The 23541-nt window shown below is 65.8% G+C and carries 25 protein-coding genes; 3 read left to right on the forward strand and 22 right to left on the reverse strand.

Translation table 11 applies throughout. The features are described from left to right. Positions 1-117: 117 nt before the first annotated feature. Positions 118-807: a TetR family transcriptional regulator gene (locus PKB_RS10500; RefSeq protein WP_043251493.1), complete on the forward strand. Its 690-nt coding sequence runs from the start codon at positions 118-120 to the stop codon at positions 805-807. A gap of 15 nt (positions 808-822) precedes the next feature. On the opposite strand, the gene PKB_RS10505 is transcribed toward PKB_RS10500, so the two are convergent. The 22 genes from PKB_RS10505 to ccoN (PKB_RS10610) form a co-directional block, all read right to left on the reverse strand. Beyond that, the gene (locus PKB_RS10505) at positions 823-1125 is read right to left on the reverse strand and encodes a cyd operon YbgE family protein (protein ID WP_043251494.1); all 303 of its coding nucleotides are present in this window, start codon (positions 1123-1125) and stop codon (positions 823-825) included. Continuing rightward, positions 1106-1222 carry a cytochrome bd-I oxidase subunit CydX gene (gene cydX, locus PKB_RS29050; RefSeq protein ID WP_043251496.1) on the reverse strand — a complete coding sequence of 39 codons (117 nt, stop codon included), beginning with the start codon at positions 1220-1222 and terminating at the stop codon, positions 1106-1108. The genes PKB_RS10505 and cydX overlap by 20 nt, the downstream gene beginning before the upstream one ends. Before the next feature lie 12 nt (positions 1223-1234). Beyond that, entirely contained in the window at positions 1235-2371 is a 1137-nt protein-coding gene (cydB, locus tag PKB_RS10515) for a cytochrome d ubiquinol oxidase subunit II (protein ID WP_043251498.1), read from the reverse strand. Positions 2372-2381: 10 nt separating this feature from the next. After that, the gene (locus PKB_RS10520; RefSeq protein ID WP_043251500.1) at positions 2382-3959 is read right to left on the reverse strand and encodes a cytochrome ubiquinol oxidase subunit I; all 1578 of its coding nucleotides are present in this window, start codon (positions 3957-3959) and stop codon (positions 2382-2384) included. Next, the gene (gene cydP, locus PKB_RS10525) at positions 3959-4165 is read right to left on the reverse strand and encodes a cytochrome oxidase putative small subunit CydP (protein ID WP_043251502.1); all 207 of its coding nucleotides are present in this window, start codon (positions 4163-4165) and stop codon (positions 3959-3961) included. Before cydP ends, PKB_RS10520 begins: the two co-directional genes overlap by 1 nt. A 169-nt stretch (positions 4166-4334) precedes the next feature. Then, positions 4335-5165: a metal-dependent hydrolase gene (locus PKB_RS10530; protein ID WP_043251504.1), complete on the reverse strand. Its 831-nt coding sequence runs from the start codon at positions 5163-5165 to the stop codon at positions 4335-4337. Between the two features lie 363 nt (positions 5166-5528). Then, entirely contained in the window at positions 5529-6077 is a 549-nt protein-coding gene (locus PKB_RS10535; RefSeq protein ID WP_043251505.1) for an adenine phosphoribosyltransferase, read from the reverse strand. Positions 6078-6179: 102 nt separating this feature from the next. Continuing rightward, the gene (gene fnr / locus PKB_RS10540) at positions 6180-6914 is read right to left on the reverse strand and encodes a fumarate/nitrate reduction transcriptional regulator Fnr (RefSeq protein WP_043251507.1); all 735 of its coding nucleotides are present in this window, start codon (positions 6912-6914) and stop codon (positions 6180-6182) included. Positions 6915-7053: 139 nt separating this feature from the next. Continuing rightward, positions 7054-8436 (reverse strand): oxygen-independent coproporphyrinogen III oxidase, encoded by a 1383-nt coding sequence (gene hemN, locus PKB_RS10545; protein ID WP_043251509.1) that lies wholly within the window; start codon positions 8434-8436, stop codon positions 7054-7056. 96 nt (positions 8437-8532) lie between these two features. Next, positions 8533-9225: a sulfite exporter TauE/SafE family protein gene (locus PKB_RS10550; protein ID WP_043251512.1), complete on the reverse strand. Its 693-nt coding sequence runs from the start codon at positions 9223-9225 to the stop codon at positions 8533-8535. Then, positions 9218-9436, reverse strand: coding sequence for a cbb3-type cytochrome oxidase assembly protein CcoS (ccoS, locus tag PKB_RS10555; RefSeq protein ID WP_043251514.1), 219 nt, complete (start codon positions 9434-9436; stop codon positions 9218-9220). The genes PKB_RS10550 and ccoS overlap by 8 nt, the downstream gene beginning before the upstream one ends. A gap of 31 nt (positions 9437-9467) precedes the next feature. Beyond that, on the reverse strand, positions 9468-11927 hold the full coding sequence (locus PKB_RS10560; protein WP_043251516.1) for a heavy metal translocating P-type ATPase: 2460 nt from the start codon (positions 11925-11927) through the stop codon (positions 9468-9470). Next, positions 11924-12457: a FixH family protein gene (locus PKB_RS10565; RefSeq protein ID WP_043251519.1), complete on the reverse strand. Its 534-nt coding sequence runs from the start codon at positions 12455-12457 to the stop codon at positions 11924-11926. The genes PKB_RS10560 and PKB_RS10565 overlap by 4 nt, the downstream gene beginning before the upstream one ends. Before the next feature lie 112 nt (positions 12458-12569). Beyond that, complete coding sequence (ccoG, locus tag PKB_RS10570) at positions 12570-13985, reverse strand: cytochrome c oxidase accessory protein CcoG (RefSeq protein ID WP_043251521.1); 1416 nt, start codon at positions 13983-13985, stop codon at positions 12570-12572. 216 nt (positions 13986-14201) lie between these two features. Beyond that, positions 14202-15176, reverse strand: coding sequence for a cytochrome-c oxidase, cbb3-type subunit III (gene ccoP / locus PKB_RS10575; RefSeq protein WP_043251524.1), 975 nt, complete (start codon positions 15174-15176; stop codon positions 14202-14204). Continuing rightward, positions 15173-15364, reverse strand: a complete 192-nt coding sequence (locus PKB_RS10580; protein WP_043251527.1) for a cbb3-type cytochrome oxidase subunit 3 — start codon at positions 15362-15364, stop codon at positions 15173-15175. Before PKB_RS10580 ends, ccoP (PKB_RS10575) begins: the two co-directional genes overlap by 4 nt. Before the next feature lie 5 nt (positions 15365-15369). Next, positions 15370-15981, reverse strand: a complete 612-nt coding sequence (ccoO, locus tag PKB_RS10585; RefSeq protein WP_043251529.1) for a cytochrome-c oxidase, cbb3-type subunit II — start codon at positions 15979-15981, stop codon at positions 15370-15372. Beyond that, positions 15981-17423, reverse strand: coding sequence for a cytochrome-c oxidase, cbb3-type subunit I (gene ccoN, locus PKB_RS10590; RefSeq protein ID WP_043251531.1), 1443 nt, complete (start codon positions 17421-17423; stop codon positions 15981-15983). The genes ccoO (PKB_RS10585) and ccoN (PKB_RS10590) overlap by 1 nt, the downstream gene beginning before the upstream one ends. A 361-nt stretch (positions 17424-17784) precedes the next feature. Further along, the gene (gene ccoP / locus PKB_RS10595) at positions 17785-18711 is read right to left on the reverse strand and encodes a cytochrome-c oxidase, cbb3-type subunit III (RefSeq protein ID WP_043251533.1); all 927 of its coding nucleotides are present in this window, start codon (positions 18709-18711) and stop codon (positions 17785-17787) included. Then, a complete protein-coding gene (locus PKB_RS10600) occupies positions 18708-18899 on the reverse strand; it encodes a cbb3-type cytochrome oxidase subunit 3 (RefSeq protein WP_043257147.1) in 192 nt (63 codons plus the stop codon). Before PKB_RS10600 ends, ccoP (PKB_RS10595) begins: the two co-directional genes overlap by 4 nt. A 5-nt stretch (positions 18900-18904) precedes the next feature. Beyond that, the gene (ccoO, locus tag PKB_RS10605; protein ID WP_043251535.1) at positions 18905-19513 is read right to left on the reverse strand and encodes a cytochrome-c oxidase, cbb3-type subunit II; all 609 of its coding nucleotides are present in this window, start codon (positions 19511-19513) and stop codon (positions 18905-18907) included. Then, entirely contained in the window at positions 19513-20952 is a 1440-nt protein-coding gene (gene ccoN, locus PKB_RS10610; RefSeq protein ID WP_043251538.1) for a cytochrome-c oxidase, cbb3-type subunit I, read from the reverse strand. Before ccoN (PKB_RS10610) ends, ccoO (PKB_RS10605) begins: the two co-directional genes overlap by 1 nt. 116 nt (positions 20953-21068) lie before the next feature. Between ccoN (PKB_RS10610) and PKB_RS10615 the strand changes: the two genes are divergently transcribed. Then, entirely contained in the window at positions 21069-21791 is a 723-nt protein-coding gene (locus PKB_RS10615; protein ID WP_339325540.1) for an alpha/beta family hydrolase, read from the forward strand. Between the two features lie 88 nt (positions 21792-21879). Further along, on the forward strand, positions 21880-23043 hold the full coding sequence (gene cprA / locus PKB_RS10620) for a cationic peptide resistance protein CprA (RefSeq protein WP_052355233.1): 1164 nt from the start codon (positions 21880-21882) through the stop codon (positions 23041-23043). Positions 23044-23541: the final 498 nt, after the last annotated feature.

The raw sequence follows: 23541 nt of genomic DNA on the forward strand, positions 1-23541 counted from the left end.
TAGCTCCTGTTATCTGTGCTTGTATGCCGGCGTATACAACTGTCTACGTGCTGCCAATGTAGACATCTGTATACTTCGGCGGCAACCAATCTTTAGGGTGGGCGAGGTGGGGCAGGGATGAGTCTGGAACTCGACGAGGTAACACAACGCCAGGACGCACCGGGCAAGCGCCTGCTGATGGAAGCGGCGCTGCACCTGGCCTCCAGCCGGCGCAGCCTGAGCAGCATCGGTCTGCGCGAGCTGGCGCGCGAGGCGGGGCTGAACCCGAACACCTTCTACCGGCATTTCGCCGATGTGGACGACCTGGGCCTGGCGATCATCCGTGACATCGCTACCCAGCTGCGCCAGCCGCTGCGCGCCTTGCGCCGCGAAGCCGCCGAACGCGCCCCGGCTGCCGGAGCTGCAGCGCATCTGCCCCTGGGGCTGGATTTCGCCCGCGGCCAGCGGGTCTGCCAGGAGACGGTGAGGCTGTTCTTCGACTTCGTCGAACAGAACCCGGAAGCCTTCGTGATAGGCGTGCGCGAGTTGCACGGCCCGTCGCCGGTGCTGCGCGAGGCGCTGGGCAAGGTGATGGACGACTTCGGCGCCGACATGGCCGAGGACATCGCGCAATTCCACCTGTTACCCAACGTGCCGGAGGCGGAGGTGGCGCAGCTGTCGCGGGCGATCAGCCGGCAGCTGTTCCAGCAGTCGCTGGACTACCTGGAGTTGCCCGAGGGGCGCCGGGAAGAGGTCTGTGCGTTGGCGGAGCGGCAGATTCTGCTGCTGTTCACTGGCGCGTCGGTGCTGCAGGCGTTGGGGTTGTAAGGCCTGTAACGGTTTTTAATGACCCAGTTGCGCCTTCATTAGCAGCGCGTAGCCCAGCAGCATCAGCGGCCAGCCGCAGGTCGGGCCGAACAGCAGCGCCCACAGCCGGGTGCGTGGATCGAAACCCACGCCGTGCACGAACCCCGCACTGACGCCGAGCATCACCAGCATCAGCGGGCCGTGGCTGTACCCTCCCTGGGCGTCGAGCATCAGCGCCGGGTGGATCAGCAACACCAGCGCCAGCGGCGCCGCCAGGAGTAGCGACAGCGCGCGGCTCCATGGGCGGCGCAGCGCGCCGTCAGGCATCAGCGCTGTCATCGCTGTCCAGGTCCTGGGTGGTTTCCAGCCAGAGTGCGTTGACGATGCCGAAGCTGCAGGCCAGCAAGATGCCGAGGATCCAGGTGAAGTACCACATGTGCGTCGCTCCTCAGTAGAGTCCGTGGGGGTTGGCGTCGATGTGCTTGCGGCTGAGCCGGCCCCACATCCGCACGTAGCCCCAAAGCGTGTAGCAGAGAATGATCGGCACGAAGACGCAGGCCACGCCGAACATGATGCCCAGGGTCTTGTGGCTGGACACGGCGTCCCACAGGGTCAGGCTCGCCGCGAGGTTTTCGCTGGACGGGAAGACGAAGGGGAACAGCGCGAAGCCGGCGGTGCAGATCGTCCCGATGATCGCCAGGGCACTGCCGAGGAAGGCCAGTCCGCCACGCCGGCCGCTGGCGGCGCCGAGGGCGATCAGGCCACCGAGGATGCCCAGGGCGGGGGCGAGCATCGTCAGCGGCTGCTTGTGGTAGTTGGCCAGCCAGCCGGCGTTGTCCAGCGCGACCTCCTTGTGCAGCGGGTTGAGCACGGCGTTGCCGTCCACCGCCGAGACCAGGCTGTAGCCGTGCATGCCGAAGCTGACCCAGGCGCCGGCGCCGATGAAGGCCACCAGGTAGACCAACGCGCAGAGCCTTGCGGCGCTGGCCGAGCGCTCGGCCAGCTCGCCGTCGGTGCGCAGCATCAGCCAGGCGCCGCCGTGCAGGCAGAGCATGCTCAGGCTGACCACCCCGGCGAGCAGGGCGAAGGGGTTGAGCAGGGCGAAGAAGGAGCCGTGGTAGGAGGGCCGCATCATGTCGTCGAGGTTGAATGGCAGGCCCTGGAACAGGTTGCCGAAGGCCACGCCGAACACCAGCGCCGGGACGAAGCCGCCGACGAACAGTGCCCAGTCCCAGACGTTGCGCCAGCGCGGGTCTTCCAGCTTGCTGCGGTAGTCGAAGCCCACCGGCCGGCAGAACAGCGCGAAGAGCACCAGCAGCATGGCCCAGTAGAGGCCGGAGAACGCCGTGGCGTAGACCATCGGCCAGGCGGCGAAGAGCGCGCCGCCGGCAGTGATGAACCATACCTGGTTGCCGTCCCAGTGCGGCGCGATGGTGTTGATCGCCACGCGGCGCTCGTGGTCCTGCTTGGCGACGAAGGGCAGCAGCGCCATGGCGCCCATGTCGAAGCCGTCGGTGAGGGCGAAGCCGATCAGCAGTACGCCGATCAGCACCCACCAGATGATCTTCAGGGTTTCGTAGTCCATCTCGGGCTCCTCAGGCGGTGGCCGGGCGATGGGCGCCGGCGTCCTGTTCGAAGTGGTAGCGGCCGGTGTGCAGGCTCGACGGACCGAGGCGCGCGAACTTGATCATCAGGTACATCTCCACCACCAGCAGCAGGCTGTAGAAGAGCACCAGCGCGGTGATCGAGCCCCAGAGGTCGTGGGTGCTCAGGCTGGAAGCGGACAGGTGCACCGGCAACACCTCGCCGATGGACCAGGGCTGGCGGCCATGCTCGGCGACGTACCAGCCGGTCTGCGCAGCGATCCAGGGCAGCGGCAGGCTCAGCAGCGCCCACTTCAGCAGCCAGGGCTTGCGTTCCTCGTTCTTGCGCGCCGACGCCCAGAAGGCGCAGGCGAACAGGGCGAGCATGAGGAAGCCGCAGGCGACCATGATGCGGAAGCTGAAGAACAGGGTGAGCACGTCGGGGATGGTGTCGAGGGTGGCCAGGCGGATCTGTTCTTCCGTCGCGTCGGTGACCTTTTCGGTGTACTTCTTCAGCAGCAGGCCGTAGCCGAGGTCGAGCTTGACCTGGTCGAAGGCGGCGAGGGTCGCCGGCGACTTGTCGCCGCCGCGCAGCTGTTCGAGCAACGCATAGGCCTTCATGCCATTTCGGATACGTGCCTCGTGCTGCACCAGCAGGTCCTTGATGCCGGTCACTTCCTTGTCGAGCGAGCGGGTGGCGATGATGCCCAGGGCGAAGGGAATCTTGATCGCGTAGTGGGTGCGCATCTGCTCCTGGTCGGGGATGCCGAACAGGGTGAAACCGGCCGGTGCCGGCTCGGTGTTCCACTCGGCCTCGATGGCGGCGAGCTTGGTCTTCTGCACGTCACCGATCTCGTAGCCGGATTCGTCGCCGAGGATGATCACCGAGAGGACCGAGGCCATGCCGAAGGCCGAGGCTATGGCGAAGGAACGGCGGGCGAAGCCCTGGTCGCGCTTCTTCAGCAGGTACCAGCTGGAGATGGCGAGGACGAAGATCGCCCCAGTGACGTAGCCGGCGGCCACGGTGTGCACGAACTTGACCTGGGCCACCGGGTTGAACAGCAGGGCGCCGAAGTCGACCAGCTCCATGCGCATGGTCTGGTAGTTGAACTCCGCGCCCACCGGGTTCTGCATCCAGCCGTTGGCGATCAGGATCCACAGCGCCGAGAGGTTCGAGCCCAGCGCCACCAGCCAGGTCACGGCCAGGTGCTGGACCTTCGACAGGCGTTCCCAGCCGAAGAAGAACAGGCCGATGAAGGTGGATTCGAGGAAGAAGGCCATCAGGCCCTCGATGGCCAGCGGCGCGCCGAAGATGTCTCCGACGTAGTGGGAGTAGTAGGCCCAGTTGGTGCCGAACTGGAACTCCATGGTCAGCCCGGTGGTGACGCCCAGGGCGAAGTTGATGCCGAACAGCTTGCCCCAGAACTGGGTCATGTCCTTGTAGACCTGCTTGCCGGTCATCACATACACCGACTCCATGATCGCCAGCAGGAACGCCATTCCGAGCGTCAGCGGGACGAACAGGAAGTGGTACATCGCCGTCATGGCGAACTGCAGGCGTGACAGATCGACTACGGCTTCCGAGATCATCACGGAGTCTCCTTGGAGGGGGGGGGGAGTGAAGCGGAGTTGCCCAGCAGGTGCGCGCTGACCTGCCGGTCACCGTCGGCGGGGACGGTGGGGTGATCGAACCAGATGGCCTTGATGGCCAGCAGCAGGGCCAGCTTGATCACCAGGATCACGGCGATCTCGCGGGCCAGGGGAATCTTCCAGAACGGCTTGTCTTCGACCGGCATCGAGGGGTTCCGTCTGACATTCGTAGGAAAGAGCCTTCAGGCAATGCTTACATCAGGCTACAAATTTCCCATCCCAGTGTAGTGACTGGATGTCGCAGTGCCATGCCGGAACGGCAAAAGCCAGGCGGCGCCTGGCTTTTGCGGGGGGTGGGGCGGATTGCCGCGGGGCTCAGCCGGCGAAGTCGAGTTGCTCCTTCCAGTGTTTTTCCAGGGCGCGGGTGTCGTGGTCGAGGGGGTGGAAACCCGGGCGGAAGTAGTCCAGCCAGGGGCGCACGAGCTGGGTGAAGTAACCGTTGCGCAGGCCGAACAGGGTCACCAGGCCGTGCTTCCAGCTGCCCCAGTTGAACAGCTGGCCATCCTTGCGCAGCAGGTGGATCTGGAAGCCGCCGATGACGCCGAGGAAGATCACGGTGGTCAGCAGCATCACCGCGGTACGGGTGAAATAGCCGCCGTAGACCTGCTGGTAGACGTCGTAGGCCACCGCCTTGTGCTCGTTCTCCTCGATGGCGTGCCACATCCACAGCTTGTACATCTTCGGCGACTTCATCTGCGTGCTCAGGTCCTCGCGGCGCAGCAGGCGTTCGGCCATGGTCGCGGTGAAGTGCTCCAGGGCGCAGGTGATCGCCAGGTCGTGCTTCTTGGTGGTGACCTTGCTGATCGCGCCAAGCAGGTGCTTGATGCGCAGCTCCAGACGCTCCAGGTCGATGCCGTGCTCCTCGGCATATTCGTTGTAGGCCGCGTGCTCCTTGGAGTGCATGGCCTCCTGGCCGATGAAGGCGCTGACATCCTTCTGCAGCTGCGGGTCGCGGATCTGCTCGCGCACGGCGCGCACGCTGTCGACGAAGAACTTCTCGCCATAGGGGAACAGCGAGGAGAGGTTGTTCATGAAGTGCGACATGAAGGGCTGGCCGTCCCACCAGTATTTCGGTGTCTCGCTGAAGCTGAAATCCATTCGACGGACCGGGAAGTTCGCGCGCAGCGCTTGAGTTTGGGCGTTCATGGCTGACTCCATTGTTGTTGTTCGGCAGAGCCGCGGCGGAGTCGATGCACCTGAATTGCAGGCGAGGGGCATGGCCACCGGGCGAAACGACCTGGCACGCTGAATGTGCCATTGGCTGATGTCATTGTTGGAAGGATTGTCCGACAATGCCCAGGTCATAAGCGGTCATGCCCAGGTTGGATCCGGCCAAGCAGGCGTGATCCCGACCTTGGATAGGGGAGTGGATGGAAGGGCGTGCGCTCTGGCGCCGCTCCTGCAACGGAGTACTGCGTCGCGAGGTTCGCGAGCAAGCTCGCTCCTACGAGGAGGAGCGGCAGGCTTGGGGAGGCTTGAGGCGCGGAGCCGAACGGCTCCGCGCGGGCATCACTGCTCGTCGAGGGCGAAGGCGGTGAGGCTGTAGGTGGGGATGCCGGCGTCGGCCAGCTTGGCCGAGCCGCCGAGCTCCGGCAGGTCGATGATGGACGCGGCCTCGAAGACCTTGGCGCCCATGCGGCGTACCAGTTGTGCGGCTGCCAGCAGGGTGCCGCCAGTGGCGATCAGGTCATCGAAGATCAGCACGCTGTCGCCTTCGCAGAGGCTGTCGGCGTGGACCTCCAGCAGCGCTTCGCCGTACTCGGTCTGGTAGCCCTGGGCGAGTACGTCGGCCGGCAGTTTGCCTTGCTTGCGGAACAGCACCAGCGGCTTGTTCAGTTCGTAGGCGATGATCGAGCCGATCAGGAAGCCGCGAGCGTCCATGGCGCCGATATGGCTGAAATCCGCTTCCACGTAGCGCTGGATGAAGCTGTCGGCGACGAAACGCAGGGCGCGCGGCGACTGGAACAGCGGGGTGATGTCACGGAACATCACGCCCGGCTTGGGGAAGTCGGGGACCGCGCGGATCACGGATTTCAGGTCAAGCTGGTTGAGGATCATGCTGTCAGGCTACCTGGTTACTGCTGATTGCGAAGTCCGAAAGTATAACGGGCCCGCCAGATGGCGAGCCCGCTTTGTGCGATGACCGGAGAGTCTCGGGCCTCAGTTGTCCATCTGGCCGCCGGCCAGGGCGCACAACTCGATGGAGTCGAGGATCTGCACTTCCTTGCCTTCGGCGGCGATCAGGCCGCTCTGCTGGAAGCGGGTAAACACCCGCGACACGGTTTCCACCGCCAGGCCCAGGTAGTTGCCGATCTCGTTGCGCGACATCGCCAGGCGGAACTGCTGGGCGGAGAAGCCACGGGCGCGGAAACGCGCCGCGAGGTTCACCAGGAAGGTGGCGATGCGCTCGTCGGCGGTCTTCTTCGACAGCAGCAGCATCATCTGCTGGTCGTCGCGGATTTCGCGGCTCATCACCCGCATCAGCTGGCGGCGCAGCTGCGGCAGTTGTTCGGCGAGCTCGTCGAGACGCTCGAAGGGGATCTCGCAGACGGAAGTGGTTTCCAGCGCTTGCGCCGATACCGGATAGGCCTCGGTGTCCATGCCGGAGAGGCCGACCAGCTCGCTGGGCAGGTGGAAGCCGGTGATCTGCTCTTCGCCGTTGTCGGTCAGGCTGAAGGTCTTCAGCGCGCCGGAGCGCACGGCGAAGACCGAGCCGAAGGCATCGCCCTGGCGGAACAGCAGCTCGCCTTTCTTCAGCGGACGACCGCGCTTGACGATCTCGTCGAGGGCGTCCATGTCGTCGTTGTTCAGCGACAGGGGCAGACAGAGCGGGGCCAGGCTGCAGTCCTTGCAGTGCGCCTGCGGGAGGGCGCGCACCTTGATGGTTTCGGCCATGGGGGATCCTTGGGTGGAAGGCACATGAAACGCAAGGTTAACGCACCCGGGGCTTGCGCATCCAGCGAGTATGCGAGTTCTCGACTAGTTATTAGGAATTCTCTTCATCGCGCCGGGCGGGCAGCCGCCCGGTCACCCCTCAGATCACCCGCGAAAAGCGTTGCAGGTTCTGCTCCGGCAGGTAGCGGTCGAAGAGCATGCACAGGCTGCGCACGAGCAGGCGGCCAGCTGCGGTGACGTCGATGCCGTCGCGGTCGAGCAGGATCAACCCGTCTGAGGCGAAGCGCTCGAGCTCGGGCCAGACGCTGGCGAAGTAGCCGCGGAATTCGATGTTGAATTCCCGCTCGACGGCGGCGAAGTCCAGTCTGAAGTGGCAGATCAGTTGCTGGATCACCGCGCGGCGGATGCGATCGTCCGGGGTGCAGAAGAGGCCGCGACGGGTGGCCAGTTGGCCGTTGTCCAGGCTGCTCATGTAGTCGGCGATTTCGCTGCTGTTCTGCGCGTAGAGGTTGCCGATCTGGCTGATCGCCGAGACGCCCAGGCCGATCAGGTCGCAATGGCCGTGGGTGGTATAGCCCTGGAAGTTGCGTTGCAGGGTGCCGTCCTCCTGGGCCATGGCCAGCTCGTCGTCGGGCAGGGCGAAGTGGTCCATGCCGATGTAGCGGTAGCCTGCGGCGCTGAGCTGCTCGATGGTGCGCTGCAGCATCTCCAGCTTCTGCCCGGGGCTGGGCAGGTCGGCGACGTCGATGCGCCGCTGCGGCATGAAGCGCTCCGGCAGGTGCGCGTAGTTGAACACCGAGAGGCGGTCGGGCTGCAGGCCGATGACCTGCTCGACGGTCTGTGCGAAGCGTTCCGGCGTCTGCTTGGGCAGGCCGTAGATCAGGTCGATGTTCACCGAGCGATATTGCAGGGTGCGCGCGGCGTCCATGATCGCCCGCGTCTCGTCGAAGCTCTGCAGGCGGTTCACCGCCCGCTGCACTTCCAGGTCGAAGTCCTGCACGCCGAGGCTGACGCGGTTGAAGCCCAGCTCGCGAAGCAGGCCCATGGTCGACCAGTCGGCCTCGCGCGGGTCGATCTCGATGCCGTAGTCGCCGGAGTCGTCGTCCAGCAGGTGCAGGTGGGTGCGCAGCTGGCTCATCAGCTCGCGCAACTGGCCGGGGCTGAGGAAGGTCGGGGTGCCGCCGCCGAAGTGCAGTTGCTCGACGCGCTGCTCGCGGCCGAGGTGGCGGCCGATCATCTCGGCTTCGTGTATCAGCCGCGCGAGGTAGGGCGCGCTGCGCCCACGGTCCTTGGTGATGACCTTGTTGCAGGCGCAGTAGTAGCAAATGTTCGCGCAGAACGGGATGTGTACGTAGAGCGACAGCGGTCGCCGGGCTTTCTGGCTATCCCGCAGCGCATGCAGCATGTCGAAGGGTCCGACGCCTTCGTGGAACTGCACGGCGGTGGGATAGGAGGTGTAGCGTGGGCCGGATAGATCGTATCGACGGATCAGATCAGCGTCCCAGCGAATATTGTCGAGCATGCCGCAAACCCCGTTTCAGGCGAGCTTTTTCGAGCAGTCTAGGGAGAGTCGGGCAATGTCCTCTTGACTTGCATCAAATGCCGCAGGGGGTTGCACTCAGCCCATGGCATGGCCCATCAGCCAGGCCTGGTGCGGACCGGGCAGGGTCCAGAGGCCGAAGAGGATCACCAGCAGCCCGCCGGCCATGCGAACGCTGCGCTTGCGCAGCAGCGCGGTGACCTGTTCGGCGGCCAGCCCCGTGGCCAGCAGCACCGGCCAGGTGCCCAGGCCGAAGGCCAGCATCAGCAGCGCGCTATCGGCCGCCGAGCCCTGGCTGCTGGTCCACAGCAGGGTGCTGTAGACCAGGCCGCACGGCAGCCAGCCCCAGAGCGCGCCGAGCAGCAGCGCCTGCGGCACGCTGGATACCGGCAGCAGGCGGCTGGCGAACGGCTGGATGTGCTTCCACAAGCCGCGGCCGAGCGCCTCGATGCGCGTCAGGCCGCTCCACCAGCCGGCCAGGTAGAGGCCCATGCTGATCAGCAGCAATCCGGCGATAACGCGCAGGGCCGCAGCGAACGGAGTCTTCGCGATGGCCCAGCCGGCCAGGCCGAGCAGCAGCCCGGCGCAGGCGTAGCTGAGGATGCGGCCGAGGTTGTAGGCCAGCAGCAGGCGCAGCCGGCGCCCGCGTTGTTCGGGCGGGATGGCCAGGGTCAGCGCGCCCATCAGGCCGCCGCACATGCCCAGGCAATGGCCGCCGCCGAGCAGGCCGAGGACCAGTGCCGATACCAGCTGCGGTGCCAGCTCAGGCATTGCGCTCGTCCTTTTGCTCCTCGTCGGGCTTCGCGCCTTCCGCCTCGTCGATGCCGGCCTGGTGCTTGGGGTCTTCGTCGTCGAACAGGATGCTGTGCGCCGGGCCGTCCATGTCGTCGTACTGGCCGCTGTTAACCGCCCAGAAGAAGATCAGCACGGCGAGGCCGACGATCAGCAGGGCGACCGGGATCATCACATAGAGCGCGGGCATATCGTCTCCGTCGAAGGGGCCTGCGGGGCCCTCAGTGGGCGCTGGCCGGGGCGAGCGGCGCCGGTTCGGTCGCCGTGGCGGCTGGCAGCGCGCGCACGCGGGTCAGGCGCAGGGCGTTGAGGACCACGGTCAGCGAGCTGACCGACATGCCGATCGCGGCCCAGGCCGGGGTGATCCAGCCGAGGGCGGCGAAAGGCAGCATCAGGCCATTGTACAGCCCCGCCCAGAGCAGGTTCTCGACGATCACTCGACGGGTGCGGCGGGCCAGGGCGAAGGCCTGCACCAGGCTGTCCAGGCGGTTGGACAGCAGCACGGCGTCGGCGCTGGTCTTGGCCAGGTCCGTGGCGCTGCCCATGGCCACGCTGATGTCGGCGGCGGCGAGCACCGGTACGTCGTTGACCCCGTCGCCGAGCATCAGCACGTGGCGGCCCTCGCGATGCAGGCGCTGGAGGATTGCCAGCTTGTCGTCCGGGTTCAGGCCGCCGTGGACCTCGTCGATGCCCAGCTCGGCCGCCACGCTGGCGACCATCGGCGAGCTGTCGCCGGACAGCAGCAGGGTGCGCCAGCCCTGGGCACGGCAGGCGTCGAGCAGGGCCGGGGCGTCGTCGCGCAGGCGGTCGTCGAGGACCAGCCAGGCCAGCGGGCCGCTTTCGTCGCCGAGCAGCAGCCACTGACCGTGATCCTGCGGCATCGCCGGTGCCGGCTGGCCGCTCAGGGCGCTGACGAAGGCGGCTTGGCCGATGCGCAGGCGGCGGCCCTCGACCACGCCTTCGAGACCCAGGCCGGGATGGCTGTCGACCTTCTCCGCCGGCTGCGGGGCGCGGCCGAAGGCGCGGGCGATGGGGTGCTCGGAATGGCTTTCCAGCGCTGCAGCCAGGGCCAGGCAGTGCTCTCCGCCCAGCGCGCCCAGCGGGTGGATGGCGCGCAGGGTCAGGCGGCCCTCGGTCAGGGTGCCGGTCTTGTCGAAGATCACCGTGTCGATGCGCTTGAGGCCTTCCAGCACGTGGCCGCGGGTGAGCAGCAGGCCGAGTTTGTGCAGGCTGCCGGTGGCTGCGGTGAGCGCGGTCGGCGTGGCCAGGGAGAGGGCGCAGGGGCAGGTCGCCACCAGCATCGCCAGCACCACCCAGAAGGCGCGCGAGGCATCGTGCTGCCACCAGAACAGACCGACCAGCACAGCCAACGCCAGCAGCACCAGCAGGAACCACTGCGCGGCGCGGTCGGCCATCTGTGCCAGGCGCGGCTTGTCGGCCTGGGCGCGCTCCAGCAGGCGGACGATGGCGGACAGTCGGCTGTCGTTGCCGAGCGCCTGCACCCGCAGGGTCAGCGGACCTTCGACATTGAGCGTGCCGCCGGTGACGCTGTCGCCGGGGCGGCGCGGCTGCGGCAGGTATTCGCCGGTGAGCAGGGATTCGTCGACGCTCGATTGCCCGGCGAGGATCAGGCCGTCGGCCGGCAGCACCGCGCCGGGCGGCACCAGCACCTGGTCGCCGACGCGCAATTCGCTGAGCAGGATGCGCGTGCTGGCGCCGGTCTCATCCAGACGCAGGCAGGAGGCCGGCAGCAGGTTCACCAGTTGCGCGGTAGCCGCCGCCGTGCGCTCGCGGGCACGGCGTTCGAGATAGCGGCCGGCGAGGAGGAACAAGGCGAACATCCCCACGGCGTCGAAATACAGGTCGCCCTTGCCGGTGATTGCAGTCCAGATGCCGGCGGCGTAGGCACCGCCGATGGCCAGGGACACCGAGACGTCCATGGTCAGGTGGCGCGTGCGCAGGTCGCGCATGGCGCCCCGGAAGAACGGCTGGCAGGAGTAGAAGACGATCGGCGTGGTGAGGAACATCGCCACCCAGCGCAGGATTTCGTGCATGTCGGCGCTGAGGTCGATGTTGAATTCCGGCCAGGTGGCCATGGTCGCCATCATCGCCTGGAACCACAGCAGGCCGGCGACGCCGAGCTGGCGCAGCGAGCGGCGGTTTTCCTCGGCGAGCTGTTCGGCGGCCTGGTCCGGTCGGTAGGGGTGGGCGACGTAGCCGATCTTGCGCAGTTCGGCGAGCAGCGTGGACAGCGGTAGCTGGCTGTCGGCCCAGCGCACGTGCAGGCGATGGTTGGAAAGATTGAGCCCGGCCTCGGCCACCGCGGGCAGCTGGCGCAGGTGCCTTTCGATCAGCCAGCCGCAGGCGGCGCAGCTGATGCCTTCGAGCAGCAGGGTGGTTTCCGCCAGATCGCCCTGGTGCTGGACGAAGGGCTGCTGGACATCGGGGCGGTCGAGCAGGGCCAGTTCGTCACCCAATTGCGCGGGCAGCGCCTCGGGGTTGGTGGCGTTCTCGGTGCGGTGCCGGTAGTAGCCTTCCAGGCCGCCGGCGACTATCGCCTCGGCCACCGCCTGGCAGCCGGGGCAGCAGAAGTCACGTTCCTCGCCGAGGACCGGAGCCTTGAAGCGACCGCCAGGGGGAACCGGCAGGCCGCAGTGGTAGCAGGGCAGCGGGGCGCTCATGGGCGCTGGACTTCGTCCCCCTTGAGGGGCTCGTCGCCGAGAAGGATCTGGCCGTCCGGCACGATCTTCTCTTCCTCGAACAGGCGCCAGGCGTGGCCGTCCTGCTCGCCGAGCAGCTCGACGAAGCGGCGGCCCTCGACCAGCGAGTCCAGGCGGCCGGTATAGCGGCCCGGCTGCAGCGCCGGCAGGAGGGTGACGTGGCGGTCCTGGGACTCCAGGGTGGGGGAGATCAGGTTGAGGGTGAGCTGCGCCGGCGTGCTCTTGCCCTGCAGCAGGACCTCGACCTCGCCGGTGAGCTTGTCGAAGCGCACCTGCGCCTTTACCTGCAGCTCCTGCGCCAGGTGTTCGCGATCCAGCGAGCGGTTGATGCCTTTGCCGGCCTCGTAATAGTTGTCGTTGACCAGGGAGTCCTGATTGTCGACGGCGATGCGCACCATCATCAGGCTGAGGAACACCGAGGTGGCCAGCATGCCGATGATGATCCAGGGCCAGAGGTGCTTGTACCAGGGGGCGACAGGTGCCGACTGCATGGACGGGTTCTCTCTTCTGGGTTCCGCGAGGCGGTGGCGGCGGATTCTACGTGCTCCCGGAGCCGCTGGCACCTCGCCTGGCAAGCGAGATGCGCAGCGGTTCAGCCGGGGTTCAGCGAACGGTCGGGCCGATGAAGCGGCTATCGGCTTCCTTGTGGATCGACGCGTCGTCGACCGACTGGATGGTGAATGTGATCGGGTTGGTGCTGGAGGGCAGCTTGTCCGGGTCGATCGAGACTTCCATCGGCAGGGCGAGAATGTCGCCAGCGGCCACCTGGACCTCCTTGCGCCCTTCCAGCTTCAGGCCGTCCAGGCCCTTGGCGGCGAGCACGTAGGTGTGGTCGCGCTGGTCCTTGTTCATGATCTTCAGGCTGTAGACGTTCTCGATCCGGCCCTCGGCGTTCTCGCGGTAGAGCACGCGGTCCTTGCTGACGTCGAAGCCCACCAGCGGGCGGATGATCACGGCGGTGGCCAGCAGGCCGATCATCACGCAGAGGGCGATGGCGTAGCCGATCAGGCGAGGCCGCATCAGGTGGGTCTTCTGGCCGGACAGGTTGTGCTCGGTGGTGTAGCTCACCAGCCCGCGGGGGTAACCCATCTTGTCCATGATCGCGTCGCAGGCGTCGACGCAGGCGGCGCAGCCGATGCACTCGATCTGCAGGCCGTCGCGGATGTCGATGCCGGTCGGGCAGACCTGGACGCACATGGTGCAATCGATGCAGTCACCCAGGCCCTGGGCCTTGTAGTCGACGCCTTTCTTGCGCGGGCCACGCGACTCGCCGCGGCGCGGGTCGTAGGAGACGATCAGGGTGTCCTTGTCGAACATCACGCTCTGGAAGCGGGCGTACGGGCACATGTAGATGCACACGTTCTCGCGCAGCCAGCCGGCGTTGCCGTAGGTGGCCAGGGTGAAGAAGCCGACCCAGAAGTAGGCCCAGCCGTCGGCCTGGCCGGTGACCAGGTCGCTGAGCAGGTCGCGGATAGGGGCGAAGTAGCCGACGAAGGTCAGGCCGGTGACCAGGCCGATCAGCAGCCAGAGGCTGTGCTTGGCGACCTTGCGAACCAGCTTGTTGCCGCTCATGGGGGCCTTGTCCAGCTTCATGCGCTGGTTGCGATCGCCTTCGGTGATCTGCTCGCACCACATGAAGATCCAGGTCCAGACGCTCTGTGGGCAGGTGTAGCCGCACCACACCCGCCCGGCGAACACGGTGATGAAGAACAGGCCGAACGCGCAGACGATCAGCAACCACGACAGCAGCATGAAGTCCTGCGGCCAGAAGGTGGCGCCGAAGATGTAGAACTTGCGCTCGGGCAGGTCCCACCACACGGCTTGGCGACCGTTCCAGGTCAGCCAGACGGTGCCGAAATAGAGGAGGAACAGGAAGGCACCGCCCACGCGGCGCAGGTTGCGGAAGAAACCGGTGAAGGCCCGGGTATAGACCTTCTCCCGGGAGGCATAGAGGTCGACGCTCTCGCTGCCTTTCTTGCTGGGCGGCGTGACGTCGTGCACGGGAATCTGTTTGCTCATCGGTGCGTACCACGGCAGTGGGAGGGGCGCCCCGTCAGTGCTTGCCGAAAGGGTCGATAGTTGGTTGCACGCTTGTCCATGATACGACCTGGGCTTCCATGCAACGGTGCGACTGTTGGTCGCGTATGAATTATCTTAGGACTTTTCTGACCCTGAAATAGAGCGGCGCCGGGAAGACCGGCGCCGCTGCGTATTGCTGGGGGAGGGGAGAGGCGCTTATTCGGCGCTCTTCTCGCCTTCGCCGTGGGACAGGCTGTAGACGTAGGCGGCCAGCAGGTGGACCTGGTCGGCGCCCAGGCGCTCCAGTTGGGCCGGCATCTGGCCCTGGCGGCCGTAACGGATGGTCTGCTGCAGCTGGGCGAAGCTCGAGCCGTAGATGAACGCGGCCGGGTGGGTCAGGTTCGGCGCGCCCATGGCGGCGGTACCTTTGCCTTCCGGGCCGTGGCAGGCCACGCAGTTGGTGCTGAAGATCTTCTGGCCGTTGGCGACCTGCTCGTCGGTCACGCCTTCGGGCAGCTTGCGGCCGTCCAGCTTGGTGGTGACGAAGGCGGCGACGTCGTGCACTCCCTGGTCGCCAAGCACTTCACCCCAGGCCGGCATTGCGGCGTGGCGGCCACCCTTGATGGTGGTCTCGATGTCGGCGGTGGCACCGCCCCAGCGCCAATCGGCGTCGGTCAGGTTGGGGAAGCCGTAGGCGCCCTTGGCGTCGGAGCCGTGGCAGACCGAGCAGTTGGAGGCGAACAGGCGACCGCCCATCTTCAGTGCCAGCGGATCCTTGGCGACGTCCTCGATGGGCATGGCGGCGTACTTGGCGAAGATCGGGCCGTACTTCTCGTCGGCCTTGGCCATCTCCTTCTCCCACTGGTGCACGCCGGTCCAGCCCGGCTGACCGTTGGCGAAGGGCTTGCCGTCGGTGACTTCCTGGTAGCCCGGCAGCAGGCCTTTCCAGTTGCCCAGGCCCGGGTACAGGGCCAGGTAGCCAAGGGCGAAGATGAAGGTGGCGACGAACAGCATGAACCACCACTTCGGCAGCGGGTTGTCGTACTCCTCGATGCCGTCGAAGGAGTGGCCGACTTTCTCGTCGGTGGCTTCGCTGCGCTGGCCGCGGCGGGTGGCGAACAGCAGCCACGCCAGGGCGAAGATGGTGCCCAGGGTGAGTACGGTGACGTACAGACTCCAGAAGGTTGTCATTCTTTGTTGCTCCTAGAAGCTTGTTCTTGCTCTACGTGCTTCATGGCTGCCGGATCGTCCGCGAAGGGCAGCAGGGCGTCGTTGTCGAAGCGCGCCTTGCGCTTGCCGCTGTAGGCCCAGAGCAGGACGCCGACGAAGGCGACCATCACCACGACGGTGCCGAGCCCGCGAATCGTTCCGATATCCATTGCACTCACCGTTTGCTTTTGATGATGGTGCCCAGGCTTTGCAGGTAGGCCACCAGAGCGTCCATCTCGGTCTTGCCCTTCACGGCTTCGCGAGCACCGGCGATGTCTTCGTCGGTGTAGGGCACGCCGAGGGTGCGCATGGCTTCCATCTTGGTGGCGGTGTTCTTGCCGTCGAGCTTGTTCTCCACTAGCCACGGGTAGGCCGGCATCTTCGACTCGGGCACTACGTTGCGCGGGTTGTAGAGGTGCGCACGGTGCCAGTCGTCCGAGTAGCGGCCGCCGACGCGAGCCAGGTCCGGGCCGGTACGCTTGGAACCCCACAGGAACGGGTGGTCCCAGACGCTCTCGCCAGCCACGGAGTAGTGGCCGTAGCGCTCGGTTTCGGCGCGGAACGGACGGATCATCTGCGAGTGGCAGCCGACGCAGCCTTCGCGGATGTAGATGTCACGGCCTTCGAGCTGCAGCGCGGTGCGTGGCTTCATGCCCTCGACCGGCTTGTTGGTGACGTCCTGGAAGAACAGCGGGACGATCTGGGTCAGGCCGCCGATGCTGACGGCGATGACCATGAAGAAGGCCAGCAGGCCGATGTTCTTCTCGACTGCTTCGTGCTGCTTCATCAATGAGCTCCTACAGCAGGAATCTGGGCTGCGGCATCGGCTTCAGCCGGCACATACCCACGCACGGTACGGAAGGTGTTGTAGGCCATCAGCAGCATGCCGAAGGCGAAGAAGAAGCCGCCCAGCGCACGGACCATGAAGCCCGGGTGGCTGGCCTGCAGGGCCTCGACGAAGGAGTAGGTGAGGGTGCCGTCGGCGTTCACCGCGCGCCACATCAGGCCCTGGGTGATGCCGTTTACCCACATGGAGGCGATGTACAGCACGGTACCGATGGTGGCGAGCCAGAAGTGCGCGTTGATCAGGCCGATGCTGTGCATCTGCTGGCGACCGAAGACCTTCGGAATCATGTGGTACAGCGCGCCGATGGAGATCATCGCTACCCAGCCGAGGGCGCCGGCGTGTACGTGGCCGATGGTCCAGTCGGTGTAGTGGGACAGCGAGTTGACGGTCTTGATGGCCATCATCGGGCCTTCGAAGGTGGACATGCCGTAGAAGGCCAGGGACACCACCAGGAAGCGCAGGATCGGGTCGGTGCGCAGCTTATGCCAGGCGCCGGAGAGGGTCATCATGCCGTTGATCATGCCGCCCCAGGACGGAGCCAGGAGGATCAGCGACATCACCATGCCCAGGGACTGCGCCCAGTCGGGCAGGGCGGTGTAGTGCAGGTGGTGCGGACCGGCCCAGATGTACAGGGTGATCAGCGCCCAGAAGTGCACGATGGACAGGCGATAGGAGTAGACCGGACGCTCGGCCTGCTTGGGCACGAAGTAGTACATCATGCCGAGGAAGCCGGTGGTCAGGAAGAAGCCTACGGCGTTGTGCCCGTACCACCACTGCACCATGGCGTCGGTGGCGCCGGCGTAGATGGAGTAGGACTTGAACCAGCCCACCGGGATTTCCAGGTTGTTGACGATGTGCAGCATCGCCGTCACCAGGATGAAGGCACCGTAGAACCAGTTGCCGACATAGATGTGCTTGGTCTTGCGCTTGACGATGGTGCCGAAGAACACCACGGCGTAGGTGACCCAGACGATGGCGATCAGGATGTCGATCGGCCATTCCAGTTCGGCGTATTCCTTGGAGGAGGTGAGGCCCAGCGGCAGGGTGATACCGGCCGCCACGATCACCGCTTGCCAGCCCCAGAAGGTGAAGGCGGCGAGGGTGTCGGAGATCAGACGGGTCTGACAGGTGCGCTGGACGACGTAATAAGAGGTGGAGAACAGAGCACAGCCGCCGAAGGCGAAGATCACCAGGTTGGTGTGCAGCGGGCGCAAGCGTCCGAAACTGGTCCACGGTAGGCCCAAGTTGAGTTCAGGCCATACCAGCTGGGATGCGATGAAAACACCCATCCCCATTCCTAGTATCCCCCAGACCACCGTCATGATGGCGAACTGGCGGACAACCTTATAGTTATAAGCAGTCGGACTTATTGCTGTGCTCATTCTAAGGTTCCACGGTTTTTTTGAGTTTTTAGGGACAAAAAACGGCGGCAAGTATGGAGAAAGCCAATAGCCAATGCAACGCGCCGGACCTGGGCCCGGAGCCGCTTGCGCACTGGTATTGGAGCACTTTCGGCCATACCTTTTGCCCTTTTGCGCAGTTCCGGAGCGAGGTTCCGATGCCTGATAAAAAGGTAGCCGCGTTAGTGTTGTCGCCGCTTGGCGGATTCGACTGAGCTTAGTCGTGAACGGAAAGTGTGTGAAGGAAATGTCCGACACGGGTGCGACACTTGGTCGCGAATAGAGAAGGAAACTTGCTCGCGCCCGGACTGCTCGCGCCCGGACGGGCGCGAGCGGAGGGGGGTTAGTTGGCGTTTTCCGAACGGGAAATGCTGTAGATGTAAGCGGCGAGGATATGCACTTTATCCTTGCCCAGGTGCTCTTCCTGTGCCGGCATCTGACCCTGGCGACCATAACGGATGGTCTGCTGCAGCTGGGCGAAGCTCGAGCCGTAGATGAACGCCGCCGGGTGGGTCAGGTTGGGCGCACCCATCAGCGCGGTGCCCTGGCCTTCGGCGCCGTGGCAGGCAGCGCAGGTGGTGCTGAAGATCTTCTGACCGTTGGCGACCTGCTCGTCGGTCACGCCTTCAGGCAGCTTGCGGCCGTCCAGCTTGGTGGTGACGAAGGCCGCCACGTCGTGCACGCCCTGGTCGCCCAGCACCGAACCCCATGCCGGCATGGCTGCCTGACGGCCGCCGAGGATGGTGGCCTCGATGGTGTTGGCTTCGCCGCCCCAGCGCCAGTCCTTGTCGGTCAGGTTGGGGAAGCCCATGGCGCCCTTGGCGTCGGAGCCGTGGCAGATCGAGCAGTAGGTGGCGAACAGGCGCTCGCCAGTCTTCAGCGCGTCCGGGTCCATGGCCACCTGTTCGACGCTCATCGCCGAATACTTGGCGAAGATCGGCGCGTACTTGGCGTCGGCCGCGGCCTGTTCGTGCTCCAGCTGCTTGACCTGGGTCCAACCGTCGTAGCCCGGCAGCAGGCCCTTCCAGTTGCCCAGGCCAGGGTAGAGGGCCAGGTAGCCGGCAGCGAAGACGATGGTGCCGATGAACAGCAGGAACCACCATTTCGGCAGTGGGTTGTCGTACTCCTCGATGCCGTCGAAGGAGTGGCCCATGGTCTGATCGGTGGCGCCCTTGGTCTCGCCGTTGCGGGTGGCGAAGATCAGCCACAGCAGCGCGACCAGCGAGCCGACGGTCAGGACGGTGATGTACAGACTCCAGAAGGTAGTCATTGGTTGTTGCTCCCAGAAGCGAGTTCGTGCTCGGCGCGGCTCAGGCTGTTCGGTTCGTCGGCGAAGGGCAGCAGGGCGTCTGCGTCGAAGCGCGCCTTGCGCTTGCCGCTGTAGGCCCAGAGCAGGACGCCGACGAAGGCGACCATCACCACGACGGTGCCGAGCCCGCGAATAGTCCCGATATCCATGGCCATCACCGTTTGTTCTTGATCACAGTGCCGAGGCTCTGCAGGTAGGCGACCAGGGCGTCCATCTCGGTCTTGCCCTGCACGCTCTCGCGAGCGCCCTTGATGTCCTCATCCGTGTAGGGCACGCCGAGGGTGCGCATGGCCTGCAGCTTGGCCTCGATGTCCTTGCCGTCGAGCTTGTTCTCCACGAGCCACGGGTAGGCCGGCATCTTCGACTCGGGCACTACGTTGCGCGGGTTGTAGAGGTGCGCGCGGTGCCAGTCGTCCGAGTAGCGGGCGCCGACGCGGGCGAGGTCCGGACCGGTACGCTTGGAGCCCCACAGGAACGGGTGGTCCCAGACGCTCTCGCCAGCGACGGAGTAGTGGCCGTAGCGCTCGGTCTCGGCGCGGAACGGACGGATCATCTGCGAGTGGCAGCCGACGCAGCCTTCGCGGATATAGATGTCGCGGCCTTCGAGTTGCAGCGCGGTACGTGGCTTCATGCCTTCGACCGGGGTGTTGGTGACGTCCTGGAAGAACAGCGGAACGATCTGGGTCAGGCCGCCGATGCTCACCGCCACCGCCATGAACAGGGCCAGCAGGCCGACGTTCTTCTCGACTACTTCGTGTTTCATCAGTGGGCTCCTACGGCGGGAATCAGCGCGGCGGCTTCAGCTTCTTCGGCACGCGAGGCGGCCACGGTGCGGAAGGTGTTGTAGGCCATGATCAGCATGCCGCTGAGGAACACGGCGCCACCGATCATGCGCACCACGAAGCCGGGATGGCTGGCCGCCAGGGCTTCGACGAAGGAGTAGGTGAGGGTGCCGTCGGCGTTCACCGCGCGCCACATCAGGCCCTGGGTGATGCCGTTGACCCACATCGAGGCGATGTACAGCACGGTGCCGATGGTGGCGAGCCAGAAGTGCGCGTTGATCAGGCCGACGCTGTGCATTTCCTTGCGCCCGAAGACTTTCGGGATCAGGTGGTACAGCGAGCCGATGGACACCATGGCGACCCAGCCCAGGGCGCCGGCGTGAACGTGGCCGATGGTCCAGTCGGTGTAGTGGGAGAGGGCGTTGACGGTCTTGATGGCCATCATCGGACCTTCGAAGGTGGACATGCCGTAGAAGGCCAGCGAGACCACCAGGAAGCGCAGGATGGGGTCGCTGCGCAGCTTATGCCAGGCACCGGAGAGGGTCATCATGCCGTTGATCATGCCGCCCCAGCTCGGAGCCAGCAGCACCAGCGACATCACCATGCCCAGGGACTGCGCCCAGTCCGGCAGGGCGGTGTAGTGCAGGTGGTGCGGACCGGCCCAGATGTACACGGCGATCAGCGCCCAGAAGTGGACGATGGACAGGCGATAGGAATAGACCGGGCGCTCGGCCTGCTTGGGCACGAAGTAGTACATCATGCCGAGGAAGCCGGCGGTCAGGAAGAAGCCCACGGCGTTGTGGCCGTACCACCACTGGATCATCGCGTCGGTGGCCCCGGCGTAGATCGAGTAGGACTTCATGAAGCCCACCGGTATCTCCAGGTTGTTCACCAGGTGCAGCAGCGCGACCGTGACGATGAAGGCGCCGAAGAACCAGTTGCCGACATAGATGTGCGAGGTCTTGCGCTTGAGCAGGGTGCCGAAGAACACCACCCCGTAAGCCACCCAGACGATGGTGATGAGGATGTCGATCGGCCATTCCAGCTCGGCGTACTCCTTGGAGGAGGTGTACCCCAGTGGCAGGCTGATGGCGGCCAGCAGGATCACCAGCTGCCAGCCCCAGAAGGTGAACTGGGCGAGGGTGTCGGAGAACAGGCGGGTCTGGCAGGTCCGCTGCACCGAGTAGTAGCTGGTGGCGAACAGGGCGCAGCCGCCGAAGGCGAAGATCACCGCGTTGGTGTGCAGCGGGCGCAGGCGACCGAAGCTGGTCCACGGCAGGCCGAGGTTGAGCTCGGGCCACACCAGCTGGGCAGCGATGACGACACCGACTAGCATGCCGACGATGCCCCAGACCACCGTCATCACGGCGAACTGGCGGACCACCTTATAGTTATAAGCGGTCTGATTGGTTGTACTCATGTTATGGGCTTCCATCCACGGTTTTACGGGCTAGGCCCATCCCGGCGGGTTCTTCACGGCGAACGCCGCCCCTCCCCCAGGGACAGGTAGTTATGACGCGACTAGCGGAGCAGAGAATGGATAAAGCCCGAAATACGAATATTGACTCCGGTCAATGGCCGCCGGAGGCGGCGCAAACGCCGGGATGTGGCGCTTTGTCGCTGCTATGGAACCGGCCGGTGGGTGCGCTGTCGGCAACCCTCGTTCTGGCCCATGGCGCCGGTGCGCCGATGGACAGTCCGTTCATGGACGCCATCGCCGAAAAGCTGAGCGCGCGCGGCGTCGCCGTAGCCCGTTTCGAGTTCCCCTACATGGCCGCGCGCCGCGCCGATGACCGCAAGCGCCCGCCGAATCCGCAGAAGCAGTTGCTGGAGTGCTGGCGAGAGGTATACGCGCAGGTGCGGGCCGAGGTCGCAGGCCCCCTGGCCATTGGCGGCAAGTCCATGGGCGGGCGCATGGCCAGCCTGCTGGCCGATGAGCTGGGCGCCGATGCGCTGGTCTGCCTGGGCTATCCGTTCTACGCCGCCGGCAAGGACGACAAGCCGCGGGTCGCGCACCTGGCGGAACTGGCGACGCCGACCCTGATAGTGCAGGGCGAGCGCGATGCCCTGGGGGACCGCGCTCATGTCGTCGAGTACGTGCTGTCGCCGGCAATCCAGGTGCATTGGCTGACTGCTGCCGACCACGACCTCAAGCCGCTGAAGGCTTCCGGGCTGACCCACGAGCAACACCTGGAGAGCACCGCCGAGGTGGTGAGCGCTTTCCTCGACGAGCTGCAGATCGCCCCGGCGCAGCCGTAAGCGCCCGTTAAGGCATGCCTCCCTATCCTCGCGCCGCTGGCTCCCCGGAGCCGGCGCCCCGCATTCACAGGACAGGCCGAAGGCTGCCATGACCCCCAACGCTGATCGCATTGCCACCCCATCCCGCCGTTTCGCCGCCGAGCACAGCCTGCTGCTGACCGGCGCCACCGGCTTCCTCGGCGGCGCCGTCGCTGCCTGCCTGATCCAGGGCGGCCAGGCCGACGCGCTGCTGTTCCTGGTCCGCGCCGACTCCCCCGAGCAGGGCCTGGAGCGGCTGCGCGACAACCTGCGCCTGCATGCCGTGAGCGAGACCGCGCTGGAAGCGTTGAAGGCTGCACAGATCCTTTGCGGCGACCTGCTCGACACGCGGTGGCTGCAAACTGAACGCGCACGCCTGATGCGTGTCGAGCAGGTCATCAACTGCGCCGCCGTGGCCTCCTTCTCGAAGAACCCGACCATCTGGCCGGTGAACGTCGAGGGCACCTTCGCCTTTGCCCGCGCCATGAGCCAGTCGCGCAACCTCAAGCGCTTCCTCCACGTCGGCACGGCCATGTGCTGCGGCCCGCAGCGCGAATCGCCGGTGCGCGAGTCCTGGGATTTCCCCGACAGCGAAGAGCAACTGGTGGACTACACCGCGTCCAAGGCCGAGATCGAACGCCGCATGCGTGAAGAGCTGCCGAACCTGCCGCTGGTGGTGGCGCGCCCATCCATCGTGGTCGGTCATCGCGAGCTGGGTTGCCAGGCCTCGGGCAGCATCTTCTGGGTGTTCCGCATGGGCTTCGCCCTGGAGAGCTTCACCTGCGCGCTGGACGAGCAGATCGACGTGATCCCGGTGGACTACTGCGCCGAAGCCCTGGTGGCGCTGGCGCTGAAGCCAACGCTGGCGCACGGCCTGTACCACATCTCCGCCGGCCACGGCTCGTCCTGCACCTTCGGCGAGATCGACCGCGCCTATGCGTTGGCACGCGGCGAAGAGCCGGTGGGCGAGCGTTACCGCAAAGTCTCCCCGGACGACCTGCGCGAACTGGCCGGCAGCTTCGAAACCCGCATCGGAAAGGCCAACCCCCGCCTGGTGCTGCGCGCCCTGCGCCTGTACAGCGGCTTCGCCGACCTCAACTACCTGTTCGACAACCAGCGCCTGCTCGATGAAGGCATAGCCCCGCCGCCGCGCTTCACCGAGTACGTGGACGTGTGCGTGGAGTCATCGCGCGAGGTGAGCATCCCGGCGCAGATGTTGTGGGACTTCAAATAACGAGCCCGCGCTCCCGGTAGGAGCGGACCTTGTCCGCGAACGGCGCATGCCGGATGCGCTGGCGTTTTGGGGCGATTCCTTTCCCTCTCCCCAACCCTCTCCCGCACGCGGGAGAGGGGGCCGTTCGGCGTAGGCGGCGAAGATAGGCGCAATCCTGTAGGAGCGGATTCATCCGCGAAAATCCCCGCGCCATTTTCAACCGGTAGGAGCGGGCCATGCCCGCGATTCGCGGATAAATCCGCTCCTACGATTCCCCGTCATCCCCGCGAACGCGGGGACCCAGAGAAAGGGGCAGCATTCGTGCCGTGCGGTTCGCGAGCAAGGACTAGGCGTCCCCCTCGATCCTACGAAGAGCAGGAGTATCCGCGCACACCGGACTGCCCCTTGCAGGAGGCCGAGCTAAGCCCACGCAGAGGAGGTTGCGCGACATGGATGTCGCAAAAGCCCCGATGGGCTACAGGGACGTACCCTCGGGGCGGGCCTCCGGGTGCGTGGGGA

It is taken from the genome of Pseudomonas knackmussii B13 (assembly GCF_000689415.1).
In the GTDB taxonomy this organism is placed as follows: Bacteria; Pseudomonadota; Gammaproteobacteria; order Pseudomonadales; family Pseudomonadaceae; genus Pseudomonas; species Pseudomonas knackmussii.